Origin of the sequence: Streptomyces durmitorensis, assembly GCF_023498005.1 — a bacterium.
In the GTDB taxonomy this organism is placed as follows: domain Bacteria; phylum Actinomycetota; class Actinomycetes; order Streptomycetales; family Streptomycetaceae; genus Streptomyces; species Streptomyces durmitorensis.
This window is the reverse complement of record NZ_CP097289.1, coordinates 2,316,037-2,335,881: the sequence shown is the minus strand read 5'-3', so window position 1 is coordinate 2,335,881 and position 19,845 is coordinate 2,316,037. Positions and strand designations below refer to the sequence as shown.

Below are 19,845 nucleotides of genomic sequence, written 5' to 3'. Positions count from 1 at the left end.
CCCAGGTGTCGCTAAAGTCCCCCCATGCTCATCCCCGCCTTCGTCGATATGCGGCCCATCGGAAGGTGCAATCTCAGCTGCCCCTTCTGCTTCGGCCCGAGGCATGAAGTCCCCTCCATGCCCCGGGAGACCGCACTCCGGGTCGCATCCGCGCTCAAGGACGGGGGAGTGCGTGGCGTCGTCATCTCCGGGGGTGAGCCGACCTTGCTCTCCTATCTCGCGGAGCTCGCCGCGGCGCTGCACCGCCCCCTTGGCGACCGCCCCTCGCCGCAGGTCGTCCTGAGCACGAACGGCCTGGCACCGCTGCGCACGATGGAGCGCGTACTGCCGAGCCTCTCCTGGATCGCGCTGCCCCTGGAGTCCGCGGACGCTGCGGAGCACAGTGCCCTGCGCACCGGAGTCGCCCCGCACCGGGAGAAGATGCTGACCCTGCTCGGCGAGGTCCGCAAGAACCACCCGTACGTCCAGGTGAAGCTCGGCACGGTCGTCACCCGACTGAACGTCGGGGGCGCGCCCGACGTACTGAGCCTCATTGACGACGCCTGCCTGCCCGACGTATGGAAGGTCTACCAGATGTCCGAGACCAACTACGGTTCGGACAACCGGGATTGGCTCGCCCTCGGCGACGAGGAGTTCGAGGACGTGGTCCACCGCTGCGAGGCGGCGGCGCGCGAGCGCGGAGTGAAGCTGAGGGTCTATCGCAACAGGACCCGCACGGGCAGCTACTTCTTCATCGACCCGGACTGCGAGGTCGTCGTCATCGACGAGGACGGGGAGCGCAGGATCGGGAACTTCTTCGCACGGCTCGCGGACGCGGACCCACCGCTGTCGCACCAGGTCACGGGGGACAGGAACGTCGAGAATTTCACCGGCACTTACCCGATGACACGGGACACGCACCCGGATGCATGAGGAGTCCGCGATGACGACACAGGTACGTGTAGGGGTCCAGGCGATCGTCCGTGCGGGCGGCCGCGTACTGCTCGGCCTGCGGGCCAACACCTTCGGCGACGGCACCTGGGGACTGCCCGGCGGGCATCTCGAAGTGGGGGAGTCCCTCGTCGGCGCCGCCTGCCGCGAGCTGGCGGAGGAGACGGGCCTGCGCGCGATCGGTACGCGCGTCGCGTGCGTCACCGACCCCGACCCGGCGGCCAATCACCACATGCAGGTCGGCGTGGAGATCCTGGACTTCGCCGGTGAACCCCGGGTCCTTGAGCCCGAGCGGTGTCTGCGCTGGGAGTTCTGGCACCTGGACGAGTTGCCTGACCCGCTGTTCGTCGGCTCGGCGGGGGTGCTGCGCAGCATCAGGGACGGTGCTCTGCATCTGCCTTGAACCGGTCGTCCGACTGCGCGCGCACGGCGTCCCGCAACGCGGTCTTGTGCTGTTCCTCGCTCGCCTCGAACTGGTCCAGGGTGCTGGCCAGTTCCCACTGGATGTCGAACTCGGCCCGGCTGTCGGAGTAATACCTGCTGTCCTTGTGAAACTCCACCTCAAGGACGTTGAGTTTGCGCCGGGTCCTGCGCTCCGGATTGGAGGTGATGTAAGGCTCGAAGAATCCGCGGTCCGTGGTGAGCAGGGTCGACCCGGGGATGTCGATGTGCGTGAGGCGTAACTCGATCCGGTCGTGATACGTATCCCGGAGCGTGCGGTAGGCGTCTATGACATGCAGAAAAGTCTTTGAGTAGTAGTCGCTCGCCGCGATGATGTCCACGATGTTGTGGGAGTTGGGGCGCTCCGCCGTCGCGTCGTGCTTGGTGAAAATGGCGAGGTTGTTCCAAGGGCTGCTGATGATGACGTAGAAGTAACTGCCTTGATTCAGGGCGTGGATGACCTGCGGATGGAAGAGCTTCAGGTCTTTCAGGAAGAAGGACGCGCCCGCGTGCGCGACCAGCCTGATCACATTGCGCTCCTGCCGAAGGGCCTGGCCCTTGGCCTTGTTGCGGGCGCTGTTCTCCTGGGGTGTGTAGACATGCTCGATGAGATAAGGGAGTTCGTCCGACGGCGTGGTGGCATCGCGCATGTCCGCGAGCGCCGCGCGCAGCGCGAGCGTCTGGGAGTGGTCACGGCCCAAGGTCCTGGCGGCCGTGACGGCCGCCGAGTCGAGCAGGGACACGGCCTGCTGCCTGCGTGACGCGCAGAACGCGGTGCCGTCGGCCGCGTCGAACTCGGCCGTGGCGAGCGCCGCCTGGGCGACCAGCGTCTCCTGGTGATCGGCCCCGAGGAGCGTGGCGGCGCGGAGATGGGAGATCTCGAGCTCGGCGAGTTCCGCCTCGATCCGCTCCTCGTCCTGCACCGCCTTGGCCGCCTGGAACCTCGCCTGGGCCAGCGCCGAACGGGCCGCGACGGCCTTCGGGTCGTCGTCGTTCGTGAAGCTCGTGTACCAGTCGACCGAGGAGGCGAAGTCGCCCAGGGTGCGGGTGAGTTCGGCGGTGTCCCGGCGGATCGACGCCACCTCGACCCGCACCCAGTCGGCGGTCAGCCGCGCCTCCGGGTCGCCGCCGTAGTACTTCCCCAGTACGGTGACCGCCTTCTGCGCCCAGACCCTGGCGTCCTCCAGATGCCCGGCCCGCAGGCTCACGGCGCTCAAGTTGGCCAAGATCCTGGCGAGTTCGGGGGCCGCCGCGCGCTGCGCGCGGTTCAGGGCGTAGTTCAGGACCATGCGGGCCCGGTCGAGATCGTCGTGCTCCGCGAGCAGCGAACCGAGTTCGTTCCAGGTGTCGGCCGCGAACAGCTCCTGGTCCGCCTCGGCAAGCTCCATGTGGCGCAGGGTCACGGCGGCCAGGGCGTGCGAGCGTTCCCTCATGTCGAGCGCGAGGAGCAGCTGCGCGAGATTGATGTGCTGGCGGGCGTGGGGCCGAAGGAGTGCGTAGGGCGCTTCGGGGCTGGTGAGGCGCTCCACATAGCCCGCGAGTGATTCCTTGAGCTCGGACCGGGCCTTGCCGTCCGCCTCCAGGGCGTCCTCCGCTGCCGCCAGCCCCTCGCTGACGTTCGCGATCTTGGTCATGTCCCCTCCGGGAGACGGGCCGCCGTGGTGGGCGGCATGCTCTTCACGGCCGGGGCCGGTGCCAGCGCAGGTTCACATAGCTGGTCACGGCGGCCAGGCCGGCGGGCACCGTGCGGTCCTTGCGGGCCAGTGCTTCCGCTTCGTGGTCCTGGCGCACCTCGTAGATGCGTTCGGAGCCGGACAGTGTCTGTTGTGGTGCGGGGCGGAACTTGAAGGTGTCGAATCGCCGCACCGCCTCGTCGATCGTGCCGGCGAACAGCGTGTCCTGAGGCGCGTCCGTGGTGGCGGGCCGTGCGACGAGGAGCCCGAGGACGACCGAAGGCAGGTCGGGGTCGGGCTCACCCCGGCCGACGGGGCTGCCGGCGAACTTCCGCACGTCGTCGTGTGCACCGTCGTGCCGCAGCCGGTGGCAGTTGACGGCCTGCTCGCCCGTGCTCTGATAGATGACCGATACGTCGCTCACGGTTCCGCGCAGCATGCCGTCGTCCGGCCGGGGGTGGACCGCCGTCCATGATTCGCCTTCGCGCGCGACATCGAAGTGGATGCCGGGAAGCGGCACACTTTCGCCTTTCTGGAACACGATCTTCAAGAGGGCCATGTCGGCGAGGAGATCGAATTGCTGCACCTCGCCGTCCAGGTGCCTGCCGTCCGGAAGGCGGAGGAGGACCGGGCGCATGCGATTCTCTCTGTCATCTCCCAGGCAGTGTGCGGCAGTCAGGGCGAAATACCTGGTGAGGCGCACACCCGAACCGATGTGATCGTTGTTCCGGAATACCTGGATCAAGTGCTTCTGGTGCGGCTCGTGATGCGACATGGGTTCGTCCCCCCGTCCGATCCCAGGAGCGAGCAACTGCCCCGTGCAGTGGACTGCCCCGTGCAGTGGGTGGCTGCTCGTGCGCTGTGAATATGCAATGGTAGCCACGAACGGATCCAGGGCGGGAGCTACCGGACAAGAAACGTTCTCAGGCCCCGAGTTGAGGAGATCCATCCGGATCCGCACGCCGGAAAGGGCGCCACTTCCACCACGATCTTCTTGGTTTCCTCTTTCCGTGCACCTCATCGCGCAGGATGCCCAGGAGCTTGTGGTCGGAATCCTCCGATTCCTCGACGAGCTCGGTGAATCTTTTCCACAGCGGGTCGGTCTGGCTCACCCGGGGATTGGTCCCCTCCTGGTTGTCCCAGTCGTGCCACGCGCCGATCCAGGCACGCATCGCCTGGAACGCCGTCCAGTGCGCTTCGAGCACCTGATCCGTGGCGTAGATCTCCAGCCGGGCGGCGAGCACATGGACGTCGCTCACCGCGGCGCCGGTGTCGTCCGGCCACTCTCCCGTGCTCGACAACTGCGCGCGCAGGTTGCCGACGCGGTGGACGGCGACCATGGCTTCTTCGTAGACGTCCATGCACCGCGACCACACGCGGTTCTCGCGCTCGCGCCTGTCCGTCGCGTGCTGGGTGAGCCAGGCCCCGGAGAAGGAGGCGATGGCGCCCAGGGTCATGCCGGTGATCGCCGCTTCGGCCGGATTGAGTCCCACCCCGTCAGCATGAGGGGTCGGCCGTGACGGCGTGGCACGGTTGCGGCTGGATTTCCTACTGCGGGGTAGGCCCGCATGGCGCCCTTGTTGTACGTTCCGTCCAGCATGCCTCGGCCGCGAGGGCCGTACGCGGCAACTCCGGGAGGCGGCAGTCGAGTTGGAGGACGTTGATCCGTGGCTGACCACGACCTGACGGGATTCACGCGGAGCCTGTTCACGCACGAGGGCACCACCCGCAAGGTCCTGCGGCGCGGGGAAGGGCCCGCCGTCATCGTGATGGCGGAGGTCCCCGGGATCACGCCCAAGGTCCTTTCCTTCGCCGAGAAGGTGGCCGCCATCGGATGCACGGCCGTGCTCCCCGTCCTCTTCGGCACGCCGGGGCGCGACGCCAACCCCAAGGCCCACGGTGCGCTGAAGTCGAATCTCTACATCGCCTCGACCATGCTGAAGGTGTGTGTGAGCCGGGAGTTCACCGCATTCGCCACCGGTCGCAGCTCGCGCGTGGTGACCTGGCTGCGGGCCCTCGCCGCGCACGAGCACAAGCGGTGCGGCGGCCCCGGGGTCGGCGCCGTCGGCATGTGCTTCACCGGTGGCTTCGCCCTGGCGATGGCCACCGACGACCGGCTGCTCGCCCCCGTGCTCTCCCAGCCCTCGCTCCCGCTGCCCGTCAACGGCCGCCGCGCGTGCACCATCGACATCTCGGACGACGAACTCGCCGTGGTGAAGGGCCGTTGCGAGCGGGACGGGCTGCGGGTCCTGGGGACGCGGTTCAAGGGCGACCGGCTGGTTCCCGACGACCGGTTCGCCTTCCTGCGCCGTGAGCTCGGCGACGCGTTCACCGCCGTCGAACTGGACGACAGCGACGCGAACCCCGAGGGCGTCCTGGCGCCGCACTCCGTCCTGACCGAGCACCTCATCGACGAACCGGGGCAGCCGACGCGGGCCGCCCTTGACGAGGTGCTCGACCTCTTCCGTACGCGACTGCTTCAGGAGACCGGCGGCCCGGCCGCCCCATAGCCGCGCGCCCGCACCGCCCGCGGTGTCGCACCCCACCAGCGCCGGCAGCAGCGGTTCAGGGCCGACTGCTCGGAGAGGCCGAGCAGCAGGGCGACCTGGCCCAGGGGCAGGTCGGTGCCGATGAGATAGCGGCGGGCCGCGCTGCGCCGCTCCTCGTCGATGATCTCGGCGAAGGTCGTCCCGGCTGCGCGCAGTCGGCGCTGCAGCGTTCGCGCGTGGACGTTCAGGAGCCGGGCGACGGTATCGATCTCGGGCGGCGACGTGCCGAGCGACCGCCCCACGACGGCACGGACACCGCTGACGATGTCCGCGCGCTCACTGGGCAGTTGCTCGTCGAGGTAGGCGAGCGCGAGGCGGCGCAGATGCGCGTTGCCGCCGCCGAGCGGCCGGTCGGCCAGGCTGAGCGGGACACGCAGCAGGGCCGCGGGGCGGTCCGCCTTCACGGGTACGCCGAAGAAGTCCTCGTACACCGACAGCGGGGCGAGCAGCGGATGCGGGAGCTCGACCGAGCCCAGGCCGTAGGGGCCGACCAGATAGACGATGGCCCGGTGCATGAACCCCAGGGAGAGGTCGATGCCCTGGGGCGGTGCCTCGACCCCCTCGCGCACGCCGTAGCGCAGGGCGGCGACCCCCGGCGTGCCGTACGGATCGGGCTCCAGGCTGAGGCTCAGTGAGCGCGCGTGGACGAAGAGGTAGCGGGTGGTGCACTCCAGGGCGTCCCCGAGGGTGGCGGAGTTCTGGATGGCGAGCGCCAGGGCGCCGAGCATGCCCAGGTCCTGCCGGGCCGCGATGCGCAGACCGAGATCCGGGCAGCCGAGATCCTCGGCGGCCAGCTCGAGTACCGTGGCCATCGCCTCCTCGGGCACCAGGAGGTCGTCCCCGTCGAGTGCGGCCGTGGGGCAGCCCGCCTGCCGGGCGTAGGTCTCGGCGTCACCGCCGAGCTCCGCCACCGTGGCGCGGAACCCGCGCAGACCCGCCGATCTGATCACGGACATGTCGTCCAGGGTCAAAGATCTGTCGTCCCGGGTCAATTCCTGCCGGGTGTGCTTCCGGACACTGAGAAGCATGACGCACACCGCAGACTCCAGCACCGAGGGCACCGACGACACTGCAAGCACCGACGGCACCGCGGGTACCGGCACTCCGGTCGAGCACATCGACGTCGTGATCGTGGGCGCCGGTCTGTCCGGCGTCGGCGCCGCCTACCGGCTGCAGACCGAGTGCCCCGAGCGCTCGTACGCGATCATCGAGGCGCGGCAGTCCATGGGCGGGACGTGGGACCTGTTCCGCTACCCGGGTGTGCGCTCGGACTCCGACATGTTCACGCTCGGCTATGCCTTCAAGCCCTGGCGCGAGTCGAAGGTGCTCGCCGACGGCCGGTCCATCCTCGACTACATCAAGGAGACCGCCGCCCAGTTCGGCATCGACCGCCGGATCCGCTACGGGACCAAGGTCGTCGGCGCCGACTGGTCCACGGCGACGGCCCGTTGGACGGTGACGCTGGAGCGCACCGAGGAGGACGGCAGCCGCATCCTGACCACCGTCACCTGCGACTTCCTGTACTCCTGCGCGGGCTACTACAACTACGACCAGGGACACGCCCCCGAGTTCGCGGGCGCCGACTCCTTCACCGGCACGATCGTGCACCCGCAGTTCTGGCCCGAGGACCTGGACCACACCGGCAAGCGCGTCGTCGTCATCGGCAGCGGCGCCACCGCCGTCACGCTGGTGCCCGCGATGGCGGGGAGCGCCGCGCACGTCACCATGTTGCAGCGCAGCCCGACCTGGATCGGCTCGCTGCCCTCGCGGGACAGGCTGGCCGACGGCATCCGCGCCGTACTGCCCGCGAACGCGGCCCACCGGGTCGTACGGACGAAGAACATCCTCTTCGCCATCGGCCTCTACCAGTTCTGTCGGCGCAGCCCGAAGGCCGCGCGGAAGCTGCTGACCGGGCTCAACAAGCGCATCGTCAAGGACGACCGGCTCGTCGCCGACCACCTCACGCCGTCGTACGACCCGTGGGACCAGCGGCTGTGCGCGGTGCCCGACGCCGACCTGTTCGAGGTTCTGAAGACGGGCGAAGCCGAGATCGTCACCGACCACGTCGAGCGCTTCGTCCCCGAGGGCATCCGGCTGAAGTCCGGCCGCGTCCTGGAGGCCGACGTGGTCGTGACCGCCACCGGACTCCAACTCCTCGCCTTCGGCGGCATCGAGCCGCGCGTCGACGGTCAACCCGTGGAGCTGAACCGGCAGTTCGTGTGGCGCGGCGCGATGATGACGGGCGTACCGAACTTCGCGGTCTGCATCGGCTACACCAACGCGTCCTGGACGCTGCGCGCCGACCTCACGTCACGCCTCGTGTGCAAGGTGCTCAACCACATGCGCGCGCACGACTACGCGGCCGTGGAACCCAGGCCGACCAGCACGCTCGACGAACGCCCGCTGCTCGACCTGGCCTCCGGATACGTCCAGCGCTCCATCGACGCCTTCCCCCGGCAGGGCGACCGCGGCCCCTGGAAGGTCCGGCAGAACTACGTGCTCGACGCCGCGTCGACGATGCGCACCAACCTGCGCAAGACGCTGGCGCCCACCCCGCTCTCCGCCGTGCGCGGGGCCCGCGCCGCGTCCGAGAAGTCGGCCGCGGCCGAGCAGCCCACCGCGCCCGGGCAGCCCACCGCGCCCGAGCAGCCCGTCGCCGCCGGGCCGGAAAAGAGGTGGCGCTCCGCCTGAGCCCGAAGCTAGGGTTCCTTCTGTTCGTCGGTGGCCGCTCGGCCGCCGGTGCCGGTTGAGTGTGATCCAGGAGGTGTGACCGATGGCTGTCGTTGAGATGGGCGCTGCCCGCATCGAGAAGTCCGTTCATTCCACCTCCGTGGTCACCGGCTGACCTTCCTCTTTTCCACGCGCCACAGTGCGCGTGCGCCGGGGCCACCCCTGTGAAGGGTCCCCCCTTGTCTTCCTCTGCATCTCCGCAGCCTTCTTCTTCTCCCTCTTCCAAGTCTTCTTCGGATGCTCTCGCGCCCTACGGCTGGGACGAGGACCGGGAAGCCGACTTCACCCCGTACGCGGCGCAGGGTCTGCTGCCCGGCCGCGTCCTGCGCGTCGACCGCGGCCAGTGCGACGTCGTCACCCCGGTCGGCACGGTGCGCGCCGACACCGAGTTCGTCGTGCCCCGCGACCCGATGAAGGTCGTGTGCACGGGGGACTGGGTCGCCGTCGACCCCGAGGGTGGTGACCCGCGGTACGTCAGGACACTGCTGCCGCGCCGCACCGCCTTCGTGCGCTCCACCTCCTCCAAGCGGTCCGAGGGGCAGATCCTCGCGGCCAACGTCGACCACGCGATCATCGCCATCTCGCTCGCCGTCGAGCTCGACCTCGGCAGGATCGAACGGTTCCTCGCCCTGGCCTGGGAGTCCGGCGCCCAGCCGCTGGTCGTCCTCACCAAGGCCGACCTGGTCCCGGACGCCACGGGACTGTCCTACCTCGTCGAGGACGTGGAGACATCGGCCCCCGGCGTCCAGGTGCTCCCGGTCAGCGCCACCACCGGGGAAGGCGTCGACATCCTGTGCGCCGTCGTCTCCGGCGGTACGTCCGTCCTGCTCGGCCAGTCAGGAGCGGGCAAGTCGACCCTGGCCAACGCGCTGGTCGGCGAGGACGTCATGCAGGTCAACGCAGCCCGTGACGTGGACGGCAAGGGCCGCCACACCACGACGACCCGCAACCTCCTCGTGCTCCCCGCGGGAGGTGTCCTCATCGACACACCGGGCCTGCGGGGCGTCGGCCTCTTCGACGCCGGGAACGGCGTCGGCCAGGTCTTCTCCGAGATCGAGGAGCTCGCGGCCGACTGCCGCTTCCACGACTGCGCCCACACCGCCGAGCCCGGCTGTGCGGTACTCGCGGCCGTGGAGGACGGCACGCTCCAAGGCCGCCGCCTCGACAGCTACCGCAAGTTGATCCGCGAGAACCAGCGCATCGTCGCCAAGACGGACGCGAAGCTCCGGGCGGACATGCGGCGTATGTGGAAGCTGAGGGGCGCGGAGGGCAAGGCGGCCCTGGAGGCCAAGCGGGGCCGGATCCGCTAGCGAGCGGCAGCGTTGCGGGGGCGCTCGGGCGCCCCCGCAACGTGGTGTCCGATTTCCGCCAGCCGAAGCGCCGGCCAAGCCGCACACTGGAAGACGTGATCGATGAAGAGACCAGGTACGAGGCGGTTCGCAGCCGCGACGCGCGCTTCGACGGGGAGTTCTTCTTCGCCGTCGAGACCACCGGGATCTACTGCCGGCCAAGCTGCCCCGCCGTCACCCCCAAGCGCAAGAACGTCCGCTACTACACCACTGCGGCAGCCGCCCAGGGCTCCGGATTCCGGGCCTGCCGACGCTGCCGCCCGGACGCGGTGCCGGGGTCAGCGGAGTGGAACGTACGCGCGGACGTCGTAGGCCGTGCCATGCGCATGATCGGTGACGGCGTCGTCGACCGCGAGGGCGTCCCCGGTCTCGCCGTGCGGCTCGGCTACAGCTCCCGGCAGGTGCAGCGGCAGCTCACCGCCGAGCTGGGGGCGGGGCCCGTCGCCCTCGCCAGGGCCCAACGGGCGCACACCGCGCGGGTGTTGCTGCAGACCACGGGACTGCCGATCACGGAGATCGCGTTCGCGGCGGGGTTCGCCAGCGTGCGGCAGTTCAACGACACCATCCGGGCGGTGTACGCCCTGACGCCCACCGCACTGCGGGCCGCCGCGCCGCGTGGCGGGGGCGCGGGGCGGGCCACCCCGTCCGCCGGGGTTCCGCTGCGGCTCGCCTACCGGGGGGCCTATGAGGCGGGCGCCGTCTTCGACCTGCTCTCCGACGAGGCCGTCGACGGGGTGGAGCAGGTGTCCGGGGAGCGGGGCGGGCGTACCTACCGGCGTACGTTGCGGCTGCCGTACGGCACGGGGATCGTGGCCGTCGAGGAGAGCGATCACGGGGTCGGGGGGTGGCTGGACGCCCGCCTCCACCTGACCGATCTGCGGGACCTCACGACCGCCGTGCAGCGGTTGCGGCGGCTCTTCGACCTGGACGCGGATCCGTACGCCGTGGACGAGCGGCTCGGCGCCGACGCGCGGCTCGCTCCGCTGGTCGCGGCGCGGCCCGGCCTGCGCTCGCCGGGGGCGGCGGATCCCGAGGAGTTCGCGGTGCGGGCGCTTGTGGGGCGCGGGGAGGCCGCGCTGCTCGTGGAGCGGTACGGGAAGGCGCTGGACGCGCCGTGCGGATCCCTCACCCACGTCTTCCCCGAGCCGGGAGCACTGGCCGGGGAGCCGGGCCCCTTGGGGGAGCTGGCTGCTGCGCTTGCCGATGGGCGGGTGCGGCTTGATGCGGGGGCGGATCGGGAGGATGCGGAGGCGGGCCTCCTGGCCTTGGAGGGGGTGGGTGCGGGGGTTGTCGCTTCGATTCGGATGCGGGCGCTCGGGGACCCCGATGTGGGGTTGCCGGGTGAGACGGTGCCTGATGCGTGGCGGCCTTGGCGGTCGTACGGGGTGCGGCATGTGCTGACCGCGGGCGGTGCGGGGTAGCCGCCTTTTCTTTTCCCCAACCCCGCCCCTTCCCGGCTGCATCTATTGGCGGCTCCGCCGCGCAGGGGGCTCCGCCCCCAGACCCCCGCTCCTCAAACGCCGGAGAGGCTGGCACATCTATCCCGTCCGGCGTTTGAGGACGAACTCGGCGAAGCCGGTGATGACGGCAACGAAGGCCCCCGCGCCAGCGGCCCGCGGCGGAGCCGCTAATTGATGCAGCCGGGAAGGGGCGGGGTTGGGGACTACTTACTGCTCCAGCCCCCAGCTATGGATCCGCCGAGGATGAATCCGGATCAGCTCCTCACTGAAGTGAGGGCCCAAGTCATGTGGCCCCGTGAGGAGTTCCGCATCCCCACGGATGTCGACCCCCCGCACCTTCCACGGCCGCTCACTCACCATGTCGTCCACGACCAGCGACACCTTCGGATTCCCCTGCAGATTGCGCCACTTCTTCGTGCTCCCCAAGGCATACCCCCCGATCAGGATCGTCCCGTCGTCCTGCGGGAAGAACCCCACAGGGTTGGCCTGCGGCTGTCCCGTCGCGTCGACGCTCGCCATCCGCCCCAGACGCTGGGACTTGAGGTACGCCCGCTCGGCCTCGCTGAATTCGGTCATGACGCGAGCCTAAGCCGCGGGCAGGCCCCAGCGCGGCGCCGCCTCGTTCGGTTCGACCGGGGTGATCCGCAGATCCGGACGGTCACCCTCCGCGGTGATCAGCGCCGACTCGCCCCGCCCGAGAGCGATCCTCACAGCACCCCCGTCCCCGTCCCCGCCCACATCCTCGTACGACAGATGACGCCCCCGCCCGTCCCGCACCTCGACCGCCCCCGCGATCCCGTGCCGCACCACGCACGGCGCCCCCGCCTCGCTCACGAGCCGCACCCACCGGGTCGCCCCGCCCTGCCGCACCGCGCTGAGCAGAAACGCCCCCTGCGTACGGAAGTTGTGCACCGTGAGGTCCGCCCACGCCGACGGCAGCGCGGGGAAGACGCGGATGACATCGCCCCAGGACTGGCAGACCATGTCGTGCAGGGACTGCGCTGCGGAGAGCGGGGTCTCGATGACCGGGCCCGACTCCTTGTACATGGTGTTGGGCTGGATGAATCGCGTCATCAGCTCACCCAGGTACTTCAGTGCGTCCTCTCCCTTGCCGAGCAGCGCCGACATCGACGCGGCGCCCGTGAACGTGTAGCCCTGAAGGGCTCCCTCGAAGCCGACCCAGTGGGCCAAGGACCGCTCGATCAGGGCGCGTTCGTCCGCCGTGCGGCCCGTCACCTCGTACAGCGGGTACACCGCGAGCATGTGGGAGTAGTGACGGTGCGACTTCGCGAAGGGGATGTCCGCACCGATCATGTAGCCGTTCGCGTCGGTCGGGTACGCGGCCAGTCTGCTGCCGACCTCCCTCCAGCGCGGCGCCAACTTGTCCTCCACGCCCAGGAGTTCAGCGACTTCCAGCAGCGTGCGGCAGCCCCACTTCACCAGCATCAAGTCGTAGTTGCAGTCCCGTGAGTTGCCGCCGTACTCGGGTGAGTAGGTCGCCGGCAGGTGCAACTTGCCGTCCGTGCCCGGCTCCAGGAAGTGCAGGTAGTAATTGATCGCCTTCCGCAGCAGCGGGAAGAGGACGTCTCGCAGGATCGACTCGTCCATCGTGTGCCGGTAGCTCAGCCAGACGTTGTGCAGCGCCCAGGTGAGGTTGCCGACCTCGGGGGTCGGCGGGTCCTGGCCGGGGATGCCGACGCCGTAGCCGCCGTCCGTCACCGATGCGCCATTGACGAGCGACGGGTCCGTGGTGCGGGGGATGCCGAGCGAGTCGGCGCGGTAGGGCGCCGCCATCTCCTTGGTGAGGTTGGACCGGAATTCGCTCAACGCGCGCGTGACCGCGTCCAGTTCGAGGTGGTTGGAGCCGTGGATCAGCCAGTACTCCAGCTGCACGTTCAGGTTCCACCAGGTGTTGGGCCACGGCGTCGGCTCCAGCCACGGGCCGCAGGTCGCCATCACCGGGGCGTCCCGGCGGGCGGCGGCCGCCGTCTTGTAGAGCTGGATCCAGTAGAACCGCTGCATCCGGGCGTCGGGCAGCGACAGGAAACTCTTGCGGTAGTACGCGTGCCACCAGGCCCGGTGCGACGCCGCGAGCCCGTCGTACGAGAGGCCCGCCGCACCCCGCACCGCGCGCACCGCCCGGTCGCGGGCCGTGGTGCCCGGATGCGAGTGCGCCACGTTCACGTACAGCGTCCTGGCCCCGCCCCGCGTCCGCTCCCGCCACGCGGTGACGTGCTGCCCGCCCGCGAGCAGCGGCTGTACGGCGGCCGTGACGCCGTCGTACTCCTTCACCTCGGCGGGCGGGTTGCCCCCGTAGCCCTCCGGCAGCGGCTTGAACGCGGCGCGCGGGCTGATCGCCTCCGCCGGGTGGAACACCCAGCGGAAGCCGCGCTCGCCCGCGCTCGCGGTCACCTCGACGGCCAGGACGGAGCGCGTGTTGTGCACCTGCGCGCGGAGCTTCAGGGTGCCCTTGTCCGTGGTGAGGGTGCCGGTCAGTTCGGCGTCGCGCAGCCGCAGGCGCCAGTCGATGCCGGTGATCCTTCCGACGGGTTCGAGGGTGAAGTGGCCGATCGGCAGGCGGGCGAGGCCGAAGAGGGAGCCGAACTCGGGGCGGTGGTCCTGCACCTCGGAGTGCTGGATGTTGAAGCGCAGTGCCGTGGTCGCGCCGTCCGGCCGCGCGCTCGGCTCGGCGTAGATCCCCGAGCCGAGGAAGCCGTTGCCGAGGTAAGGGCCCTCGTACCAGGTCTTCGGCAGCTTCTGCCAGACCAGGTCGGCGTCGTCGAGGACGGTGCGCCAGGGGTCGCCCGGCGCGCTCACCTCCGTCGTCTCCTGGGTCGCGGTGGTGGCCTGGGCGGGCAGGCCGCCGGACAGGAGTGCGCCGCCGACCGCGGTTCCGGTGGTGGCGAGCACGGTTCTTCTGGACGGGCTTGGCATCGCTTCTCCCGGAGTCATCGGAGTCATCAGAGTCATCGGAGCTTTACCTCGCTGAAAGCTAGAGAGGGTGCGGCATCCAGTCAATGAGTCGGGAGAGATCCGATGGGAGTATGTGTACGTGAACGCGTGCTGTGTATGCGTAGCGCCACGGATGGTCCAGCCGGGGGCTCGGTCGGCTCGGCCCGCTCACCCCCAGATCACGGCCCCCAGCCACGCCCCCGCGATCAGCAGGCACGCGAACAGCTCGGTCAGCACGCTCCAGCCGCCCGCCCGCATGGCCGTCCGCGTCGCCGTCACCGCTTCCCCGTGTCTGCCGAGCCGCAGCCGTTCGCCCAGGTAGATCCCGCCGATGAACCCCGGGATCGACCCGATCACCGGCACCACGCAGAACCCGACAAGCGCCCCGGCCCCCGCGTACACGGCCGTGCGGCGCGTGGCACCGCTCTCCCGGAAGCGCCGGGGCGGCAGCAGCCATCGGATGCCCTGCGCCACGAGGAGTACGACGGACGCGCCCACCAGGACCCACCAGGCGACCGGCTCGGGGTCCTGCAGCGCCCACCACAGAACCGCGGCCCACACCAGCCACGGCCCCGGCACACCGGGCACAAGTACCCCGCCGATCCCGAGCAGCAGCACCACCGCGACCAGCAGGAGTTCCCACGCTCCCATCTGCCAAGCGTGCAGGAAACGAGGCAAACCCGCAGGTCGCGCAAGTCCCCGCAGGCCTCAGGGCGGGACCTAGCGCGCCACCCAGCCCCGCTCGTACGCGTGCCAGCCCAGCTGGAGGCGCGTCGTGACGCCCGTCAGCTCCATCAGGCGCTTGACCCGGCGCTGCACCGTCCGAAGCCCCAGGTCGAGCTGTTTGGCGACGCTCGCGTCCGTCAGGCCCGCGAGCAGCAGCGAAAGGATCTCCAGGTCCGCGCCGTCAGGGCCGTCGGGGGCGTCCTCGGTGACCGAGCGGCCGCCCTCGCCGAGCCGCAGCGGCAGCGCGTCGCGCCACACCGCCTCGAAGAGCCCCGTCAGGGATTCGAGCAGGCCGCTCGCGTGCACCACGAGCGCGGCGGGCTCCGCCGTGCGCGAGGTGAGCGGCACCATCGCGAGCGAGCCGTCGGCGATCACCAGCTTCGTCGGGACGCGGTCCACGACCCGCACCTGTTCGTCGCGGCCGATCGCCGTCGACAGTTCGATGAGGCCGGTGGGGAGCGCGAGCACGGAGCGTTCGACCACCACGCGGTAGGTGACGCCACGGCCCGCGGCCTGCGCCTCCGCGTCGTTCTCCATGCCGGTGATCGCCACGGGGTTGCCGGTCACCAGGGCGCACACCTCGTCGCTCGCCCCCAGCTGGAGCTGGAGGAACCGCTGCGAGACCGCGCCCGCGCCGGTGACCACCTCGACCAGGTCGTGCACCGCGGGCTCGGCGGCCTGTGCGCGGTACTCCTCGGCGAGCAGCTTCGCCGCCAGCTCGGCCTTCTCCAGTTCGTGCCGCTGCTGGGTCAGGAGCGCGCCGAGCGCGACACCGGGCGGGGCCGCCACCCACCGCCCCGCCTTGCCCGACGCCTGGGCCGCGAGGCCGTGCAGCTCCAGGTGGCGCAGCGCGCGCACGGTGTCCGGTTCGCCCAGCGAGAGCCGCCGCGCGAGATCGGGCACGTCGGCGGCGCCCACCGCCACCAGGGCGCGGTACGCCGATTCGTGCGTCTCGTCCAGGCCTATCGAAGCCAGCATGCGGCGACGTCCCTCCCCAGGATCCGTTCCGACGGAGCCCTGGCGGAAAGAAGCCACGGCGTAAACCCGCCTCGGGACATCATCCCCGCACCCCCCGCCCCTCTGCCAAGGTGACGCCACCGCAGCACCAACGGCAGCCGCTAATACGGCCTTTGGTCCGATATCGGCTGTGGTTCCGCATGCCCGACAACCTTGGGGAGAGCGATGCGCCCGATATCGCGTACGGCCTTGGGGGCGGCGTCCGCCGCCGTCCTCGCCGTCACCGCGGCCGTCCCGTCCGTGGCCGAGCCACGCGCTGCCGTGGCGGAGACGAGTCCGCTGGTGGGGGGTGCCCCGCGGGGCGAGGGAAGCTCCGTCGTCACCCTCGTCACCGGTGACCGCGTCCTGGTGACGTCCGACGGCAAGGACCGCGCGGGCGCGAGCGCGCTGCCCGGCGCCGACGGCACGGTGCCCCTCATTCAGACCAGGCAGTCCGGCAAGGACCTGTACGTCTACCCCGAGGGCGCCGTCCACGCGATCGCCGAGGGCAAGGTCGACGAGGAACTCTTCAACGTCACCGGGCTCGTCCGCCAGGGCTACGACGACGCGCACGCCAAGAAGCTGCCGCTGATCGCCGTGTACGACACGTCCGTCGACGTCACGCGTTCGGTGCCCGCGACGCCGCGCGGCGCGGAGCGCGGGCTCGTCCTCGAACCCGTCGACGGTGTCGCGCTGAAGGCCGACAAGAAGAAGACCGCGGACTTCTGGGCGGACATCACGTCGCCCACGTCCCGTTCCGCGTCCGACCTGAAGAAGCTGTGGCTGGACGCCAAGGTCAAGGCCACTCTCGACCGGTCGACCAAGCAGGTGCACGCCCCCGAGGCCTGGGCCGCGGGCTACGACGGCAAGGGCACCAAGGTCGCCGTGCTCGACACCGGCGCCGACGCCGAGCACCCCGACCTCAAGGGCCGGATCGGCGCGACCAAGAACTTCACCGACTCGCCGGACGCCGAGGACCGCCAGGGCCACGGCACCCACACCACCTCCACCGTCGGCGGCACCGGCGCGGCGAGCGGCGGCAAGAAGAAGGGCGTGGCGCCCGGCACCGAGCTGCTGCACGGCAAGGTCCTCAACGACAGTGGTTCCGGGGCCACTTCGTGGATCATCGCGGGCATGCAGTGGGCCGTCGACGAGAAGGCCGACGTCGTCTCCATGAGCCTGGGCAACCCGGCGCGCACCGACTGCACGGACCCGATGAGCACGGCCACGGAGGAGCTCGCGCAGTCGAGCACGGACACCCTCTTCGTCCTCGCCGCGGGCAACACGGGACCGAGCCTCAACTCCGTCTCCTCGCCCGGCTGCGCCCCGAGCGTCCTGACCGTCGGCGCCGTCGACCGCGACGACTCGACGGCCTCCTTCTCCAGCCGGGGTCCCGCGTTCGGCTCGCACACCCTCAAGCCGGAGATCGCCGCGCCGGGCGTCGACATCTCCGCCGCGGCAGCGGGCGGCAGGGGCGTCTACGCCTACCAGTCCATGAGCGGTACGTCGATGGCGACCCCGCACGTCGCGGGCGCCGCCGCCCTGGTCAAGCAGCGCCACCCGGACTGGAGCGCGCAGCAGATCAAGGCGGCCCTCGTCTCGTCGGCGGACAGCGCCATCCCCGGCGACGTCACCGAGACGGGCGGCGGGCGCCTCGACGTGAAGGCGGCCGTCGACCAGAAGGTGCTCGGCTCGCCCGCCGTGCAGGGCGGCACCTTCGGCTGGCCCCAGGACAACTCGGACCGCACAGCGGTCGACATCCCGTACACCAACACCACGGACAAGGCAGTGGAGTTGAAGCTGTCCGTGCAGGGCGTCACCGGCAACGACGGCTCGGCCGTGCGCTCAAGCATCGCCAGGCTCGGCGAACGCTCCGTGAAGGTCGCCGCCGGGGCCACGGTCAACGTCCCGCTGAAGCTGGACCCCGCCGCGGACCTCAAGAAGGCGCAGTACGGCGACGTGACCGGCCGCGTCCTGGCGAAGGCCGCCGGGGGCGTCGCGGTCTCCACGCCCTTCTCCCTCTACGTGCAGCCGGAGACCGTCAGCCTCCGCGTCAAGCTCGTCGACCGCGCGGGCAAGCCCGCGGACGGCCCGTCGTCCGTCGACCTCATCGGCACCGATGACGCCAGCGGTGAGCGCCGCTTCAACGAGGGCGCGAACGACCAGACGTACCAAGTCCGCCCCGGCGCCTACTTCCTGACCGGTTTCGTCGCGACCCCGGACGCGGACGGCGGCACGCTGACCGACTCGCTCACGCACATGGCCCGGCCCCAGGTCGAGGTCAAGAAGGACATGACCGTCACGCTCGACGCCCGCAAGGCGCACCGCCTGACCGTCAAGACGGACAAGGAGTCCGAAGTGCGCGGCGCCACCCTCGGGTTCGCCCGCACCTGGGGCGCTGACAACTGGCTGCACGCGGGCACCGCGTCGGGGCCGCGCTCCATCCGCGGCTTCTACCAGTCCGTCGAGGGCAGGGCGACCGACGGCACCTTCGAGTCCGGCAGCTACTGGCGCGCGGCGGCGCCCCTGCTCTCCGAACTCGCCGTCGTGGGGGGCAAGTCGCTCCATCCGGTGACCGCGTCCACCGGCTCCGCCAACCTCGACGGCACGGGCAGGGCGGCACTCGTGGACGCCAAGTCCGGTACGCCGCAGGAGCTTGAGGCCGCCGGGGTCAAGGGCAAGATCGCCCTCGTCAAGGTCCCGGACAGCGGCAGCGCGAACGCCGTCGCGACGAACGCGAAGGCGGCGGGCGCACTCGCCGTCATCGCCCACCGCGCGGCCCCCGGCCGCTGGTACCCCTCGACCGGCTTCACCGGATCCCCGCTCCCGGTCCTCGGCGTCCAGACGGCCGATGCGGCTTTCCTCCTGACCCAACTGGCCGATGGGGCAGTTGAATTGAAGTGGAAGGGAACGGCGAAGAGTCCCTACGTCTACAACCTCGCCTTCCCCGAGACCGGCCAGATCCGCGACGACCGCACCTACCGGGTGCGGGACAAGGACCTCGCCGCGAACGAGGCGACGTACCGCGCGATGGGCACGGCCACGGACTACGTGGACCTGCCGTCCGCCGTCCGCCCCTCGGGCCTGGAGGTGTACTTCGCCGACATCGAGTCGGTCCCGGCCCCCGGCAAGCGCACCGAGTACTACTCGGCGGGCACGACCGGCTGGGGCCACCAGGTGTCCAGCAGCTTCCCGTTCGGGGAGTTCATGATCGACCCAGTGCGGACGTACGAGAAGGGGGAGCGGCGCAGCGAGAAGTGGTACGAGGGTGTGCTGACGCCCGCCGCGCCGCGTGACGCCCAGGGCAAGCAGGCGCTCGCGGCCGAACGTCAGGGCAACCTGATCGGCGTCGCCCCCGGATTCTGGGACGACGGCCAACACGCCGGAATCCAGGGCAGTTTCGGCGACATCGGCGGCCTGGAGCTGAAGCGGGACGGCGAGGTCGTGGGCGATTCGGGCTGGCCGTCCGGGGTGTTCTCGGTCCCGGCCGACGACGCGGCGTACGAACTCACCCTCCACACCAACAAGATCGGCTCGAAGGTCTGGCAGCGGTCCCTGAGCACGCAGACCACCTGGGCGTTCCGCTCGCACCTCGACGAGGAGGTCTACTCGCAGGGGATCCCGATGCTCTTCCCGCGCTATCAGCTGCCGGAGGACGGCATGAAGACGCTGGCGGCGAAGGACGGTCAGAAGATTGGGATCACGGCGACAGGGCACTCGGGCTACAAGCCCGGCGCGCTCAAGTCGGCGGCCCTGTCCTACTCGTACGACGAGGGCAAGACCTGGACCGAGGCCAAGACGTCCGCCTCCAAGGACTCCAAGGACTCCAATGCCTCCAAGGGGGAGTGGACCGCCACCGTCAACCACGCGGGCGCCTCGGGGAAGCAGGTCTGGCTCAGGACCGAACTGACGGATGCGAACGGAAGTTCCGTCACTCAGACGGTGGCTCGCGCCTACGACGTGCGCTAAACACACAGACACCGCCGGGCGGTCCTCCCGTGGGGGGTGGGTCCGCCCGGCGGCCCTCATCACTCTTCCG

General features: G+C 70.5%; 15 protein-coding genes. 7 read left to right on the top strand and 8 right to left on the bottom strand.

Annotation, left to right across the window (positions count from 1 at the left end):
* Positions 1 to 24 precede the first annotated feature (24 nt).
* The gene (locus M4V62_RS10650; RefSeq protein ID WP_347277060.1) at positions 25 to 912 is read left to right on the top strand and encodes a radical SAM protein; all 888 of its coding nucleotides are present in this window, start codon (positions 25 to 27) and stop codon (positions 910 to 912) included.
* A 10-nt stretch (positions 913 to 922) separates the two neighbouring features.
* The gene (locus M4V62_RS10645; RefSeq protein WP_249587000.1) at positions 923 to 1,333 is read left to right on the top strand and encodes a nucleotide triphosphate diphosphatase NUDT15; all 411 of its coding nucleotides are present in this window, start codon (positions 923 to 925) and stop codon (positions 1,331 to 1,333) included.
* Here the strand turns inward: M4V62_RS10645 and M4V62_RS10640 are convergent.
* The 3 genes from M4V62_RS10640 to M4V62_RS10630 all read right to left on the bottom strand — a co-directional run bounded on the left by M4V62_RS10640 (position 1,305) and on the right by M4V62_RS10630 (position 4,537).
* Positions 1,305 to 3,005, bottom strand: a complete 1,701-nt coding sequence (locus M4V62_RS10640) for a hypothetical protein (RefSeq protein ID WP_249586999.1) — start codon at positions 3,003 to 3,005, stop codon at positions 1,305 to 1,307. The genes M4V62_RS10645 and M4V62_RS10640 overlap by 29 nt on opposite strands.
* 43 nt (positions 3,006 to 3,048) lie before the next feature.
* Positions 3,049 to 3,819: a S1 family peptidase gene (locus M4V62_RS10635; RefSeq protein ID WP_347277111.1), complete on the bottom strand. Its 771-nt coding sequence runs from the start codon at positions 3,817 to 3,819 to the stop codon at positions 3,049 to 3,051.
* 148 nt (positions 3,820 to 3,967) lie between these two features.
* On the bottom strand, positions 3,968 to 4,537 hold the full coding sequence (locus M4V62_RS10630) for a hypothetical protein (protein ID WP_249586997.1): 570 nt from the start codon (positions 4,535 to 4,537) through the stop codon (positions 3,968 to 3,970).
* Positions 4,538 to 4,711: 174 nt separating this feature from the next.
* On the opposite strand from M4V62_RS10630, the gene M4V62_RS10625 reads away from it, so the two are divergent.
* A complete protein-coding gene (locus M4V62_RS10625) occupies positions 4,712 to 5,554 on the top strand; it encodes a dienelactone hydrolase family protein (protein WP_249586996.1) in 843 nt (280 codons plus the stop codon).
* Here M4V62_RS10625 and M4V62_RS10620 read toward each other — a convergent pair.
* The gene (locus M4V62_RS10620) at positions 5,524 to 6,549 is read right to left on the bottom strand and encodes an AraC family transcriptional regulator (protein WP_249586995.1); all 1,026 of its coding nucleotides are present in this window, start codon (positions 6,547 to 6,549) and stop codon (positions 5,524 to 5,526) included. The genes M4V62_RS10625 and M4V62_RS10620 overlap by 31 nt on opposite strands.
* A 70-nt stretch (positions 6,550 to 6,619) precedes the next feature.
* Between M4V62_RS10620 and M4V62_RS10615 the strand changes: the two genes are divergently transcribed.
* From M4V62_RS10615 to M4V62_RS10605, 3 genes are all read left to right on the top strand, one after another.
* Positions 6,620 to 8,284 (top strand): flavin-containing monooxygenase, encoded by a 1,665-nt coding sequence (locus M4V62_RS10615; RefSeq protein WP_249586994.1) that lies wholly within the window; start codon positions 6,620 to 6,622, stop codon positions 8,282 to 8,284.
* Between the two features lie 218 nt (positions 8,285 to 8,502).
* Entirely contained in the window at positions 8,503 to 9,633 is a 1,131-nt protein-coding gene (gene rsgA / locus M4V62_RS10610) for a ribosome small subunit-dependent GTPase A (RefSeq protein WP_249586993.1), read from the top strand.
* A gap of 98 nt (positions 9,634 to 9,731) precedes the next feature.
* Positions 9,732 to 11,093: a DNA-3-methyladenine glycosylase 2 family protein gene (locus M4V62_RS10605; RefSeq protein WP_249592779.1), complete on the top strand. Its 1,362-nt coding sequence runs from the start codon at positions 9,732 to 9,734 to the stop codon at positions 11,091 to 11,093.
* Positions 11,094 to 11,339: 246 nt separating this feature from the next.
* Here the strand turns inward: M4V62_RS10605 and M4V62_RS10600 are convergent, their stop codons facing one another.
* The 4 genes from M4V62_RS10600 to M4V62_RS10585 all read right to left on the bottom strand — a co-directional run bounded on the left by M4V62_RS10600 (position 11,340) and on the right by M4V62_RS10585 (position 15,788).
* The gene (locus tag M4V62_RS10600) at positions 11,340 to 11,708 is read right to left on the bottom strand and encodes a PPOX class F420-dependent oxidoreductase (RefSeq protein ID WP_249586992.1); all 369 of its coding nucleotides are present in this window, start codon (positions 11,706 to 11,708) and stop codon (positions 11,340 to 11,342) included.
* 9 nt (positions 11,709 to 11,717) lie between these two features.
* Entirely contained in the window at positions 11,718 to 14,066 is a 2,349-nt protein-coding gene (locus tag M4V62_RS10595; RefSeq protein WP_249586991.1) for a glycosyl hydrolase family 95 catalytic domain-containing protein, read from the bottom strand.
* A gap of 186 nt (positions 14,067 to 14,252) precedes the next feature.
* On the bottom strand, positions 14,253 to 14,735 hold the full coding sequence (locus tag M4V62_RS10590) for a DUF456 domain-containing protein (RefSeq protein ID WP_249586990.1): 483 nt from the start codon (positions 14,733 to 14,735) through the stop codon (positions 14,253 to 14,255).
* A gap of 69 nt (positions 14,736 to 14,804) precedes the next feature.
* On the bottom strand, positions 14,805 to 15,788 hold the full coding sequence (locus tag M4V62_RS10585) for a helix-turn-helix transcriptional regulator (protein WP_249586989.1): 984 nt from the start codon (positions 15,786 to 15,788) through the stop codon (positions 14,805 to 14,807).
* 204 nt (positions 15,789 to 15,992) lie between these two features.
* On the opposite strand from M4V62_RS10585, the gene M4V62_RS10580 reads away from it, so the two are divergent.
* Positions 15,993 to 19,775: a S8 family peptidase gene (locus M4V62_RS10580; RefSeq protein WP_249586988.1), complete on the top strand. Its 3,783-nt coding sequence runs from the start codon at positions 15,993 to 15,995 to the stop codon at positions 19,773 to 19,775.
* Positions 19,776 to 19,845 lie beyond the last annotated feature (70 nt).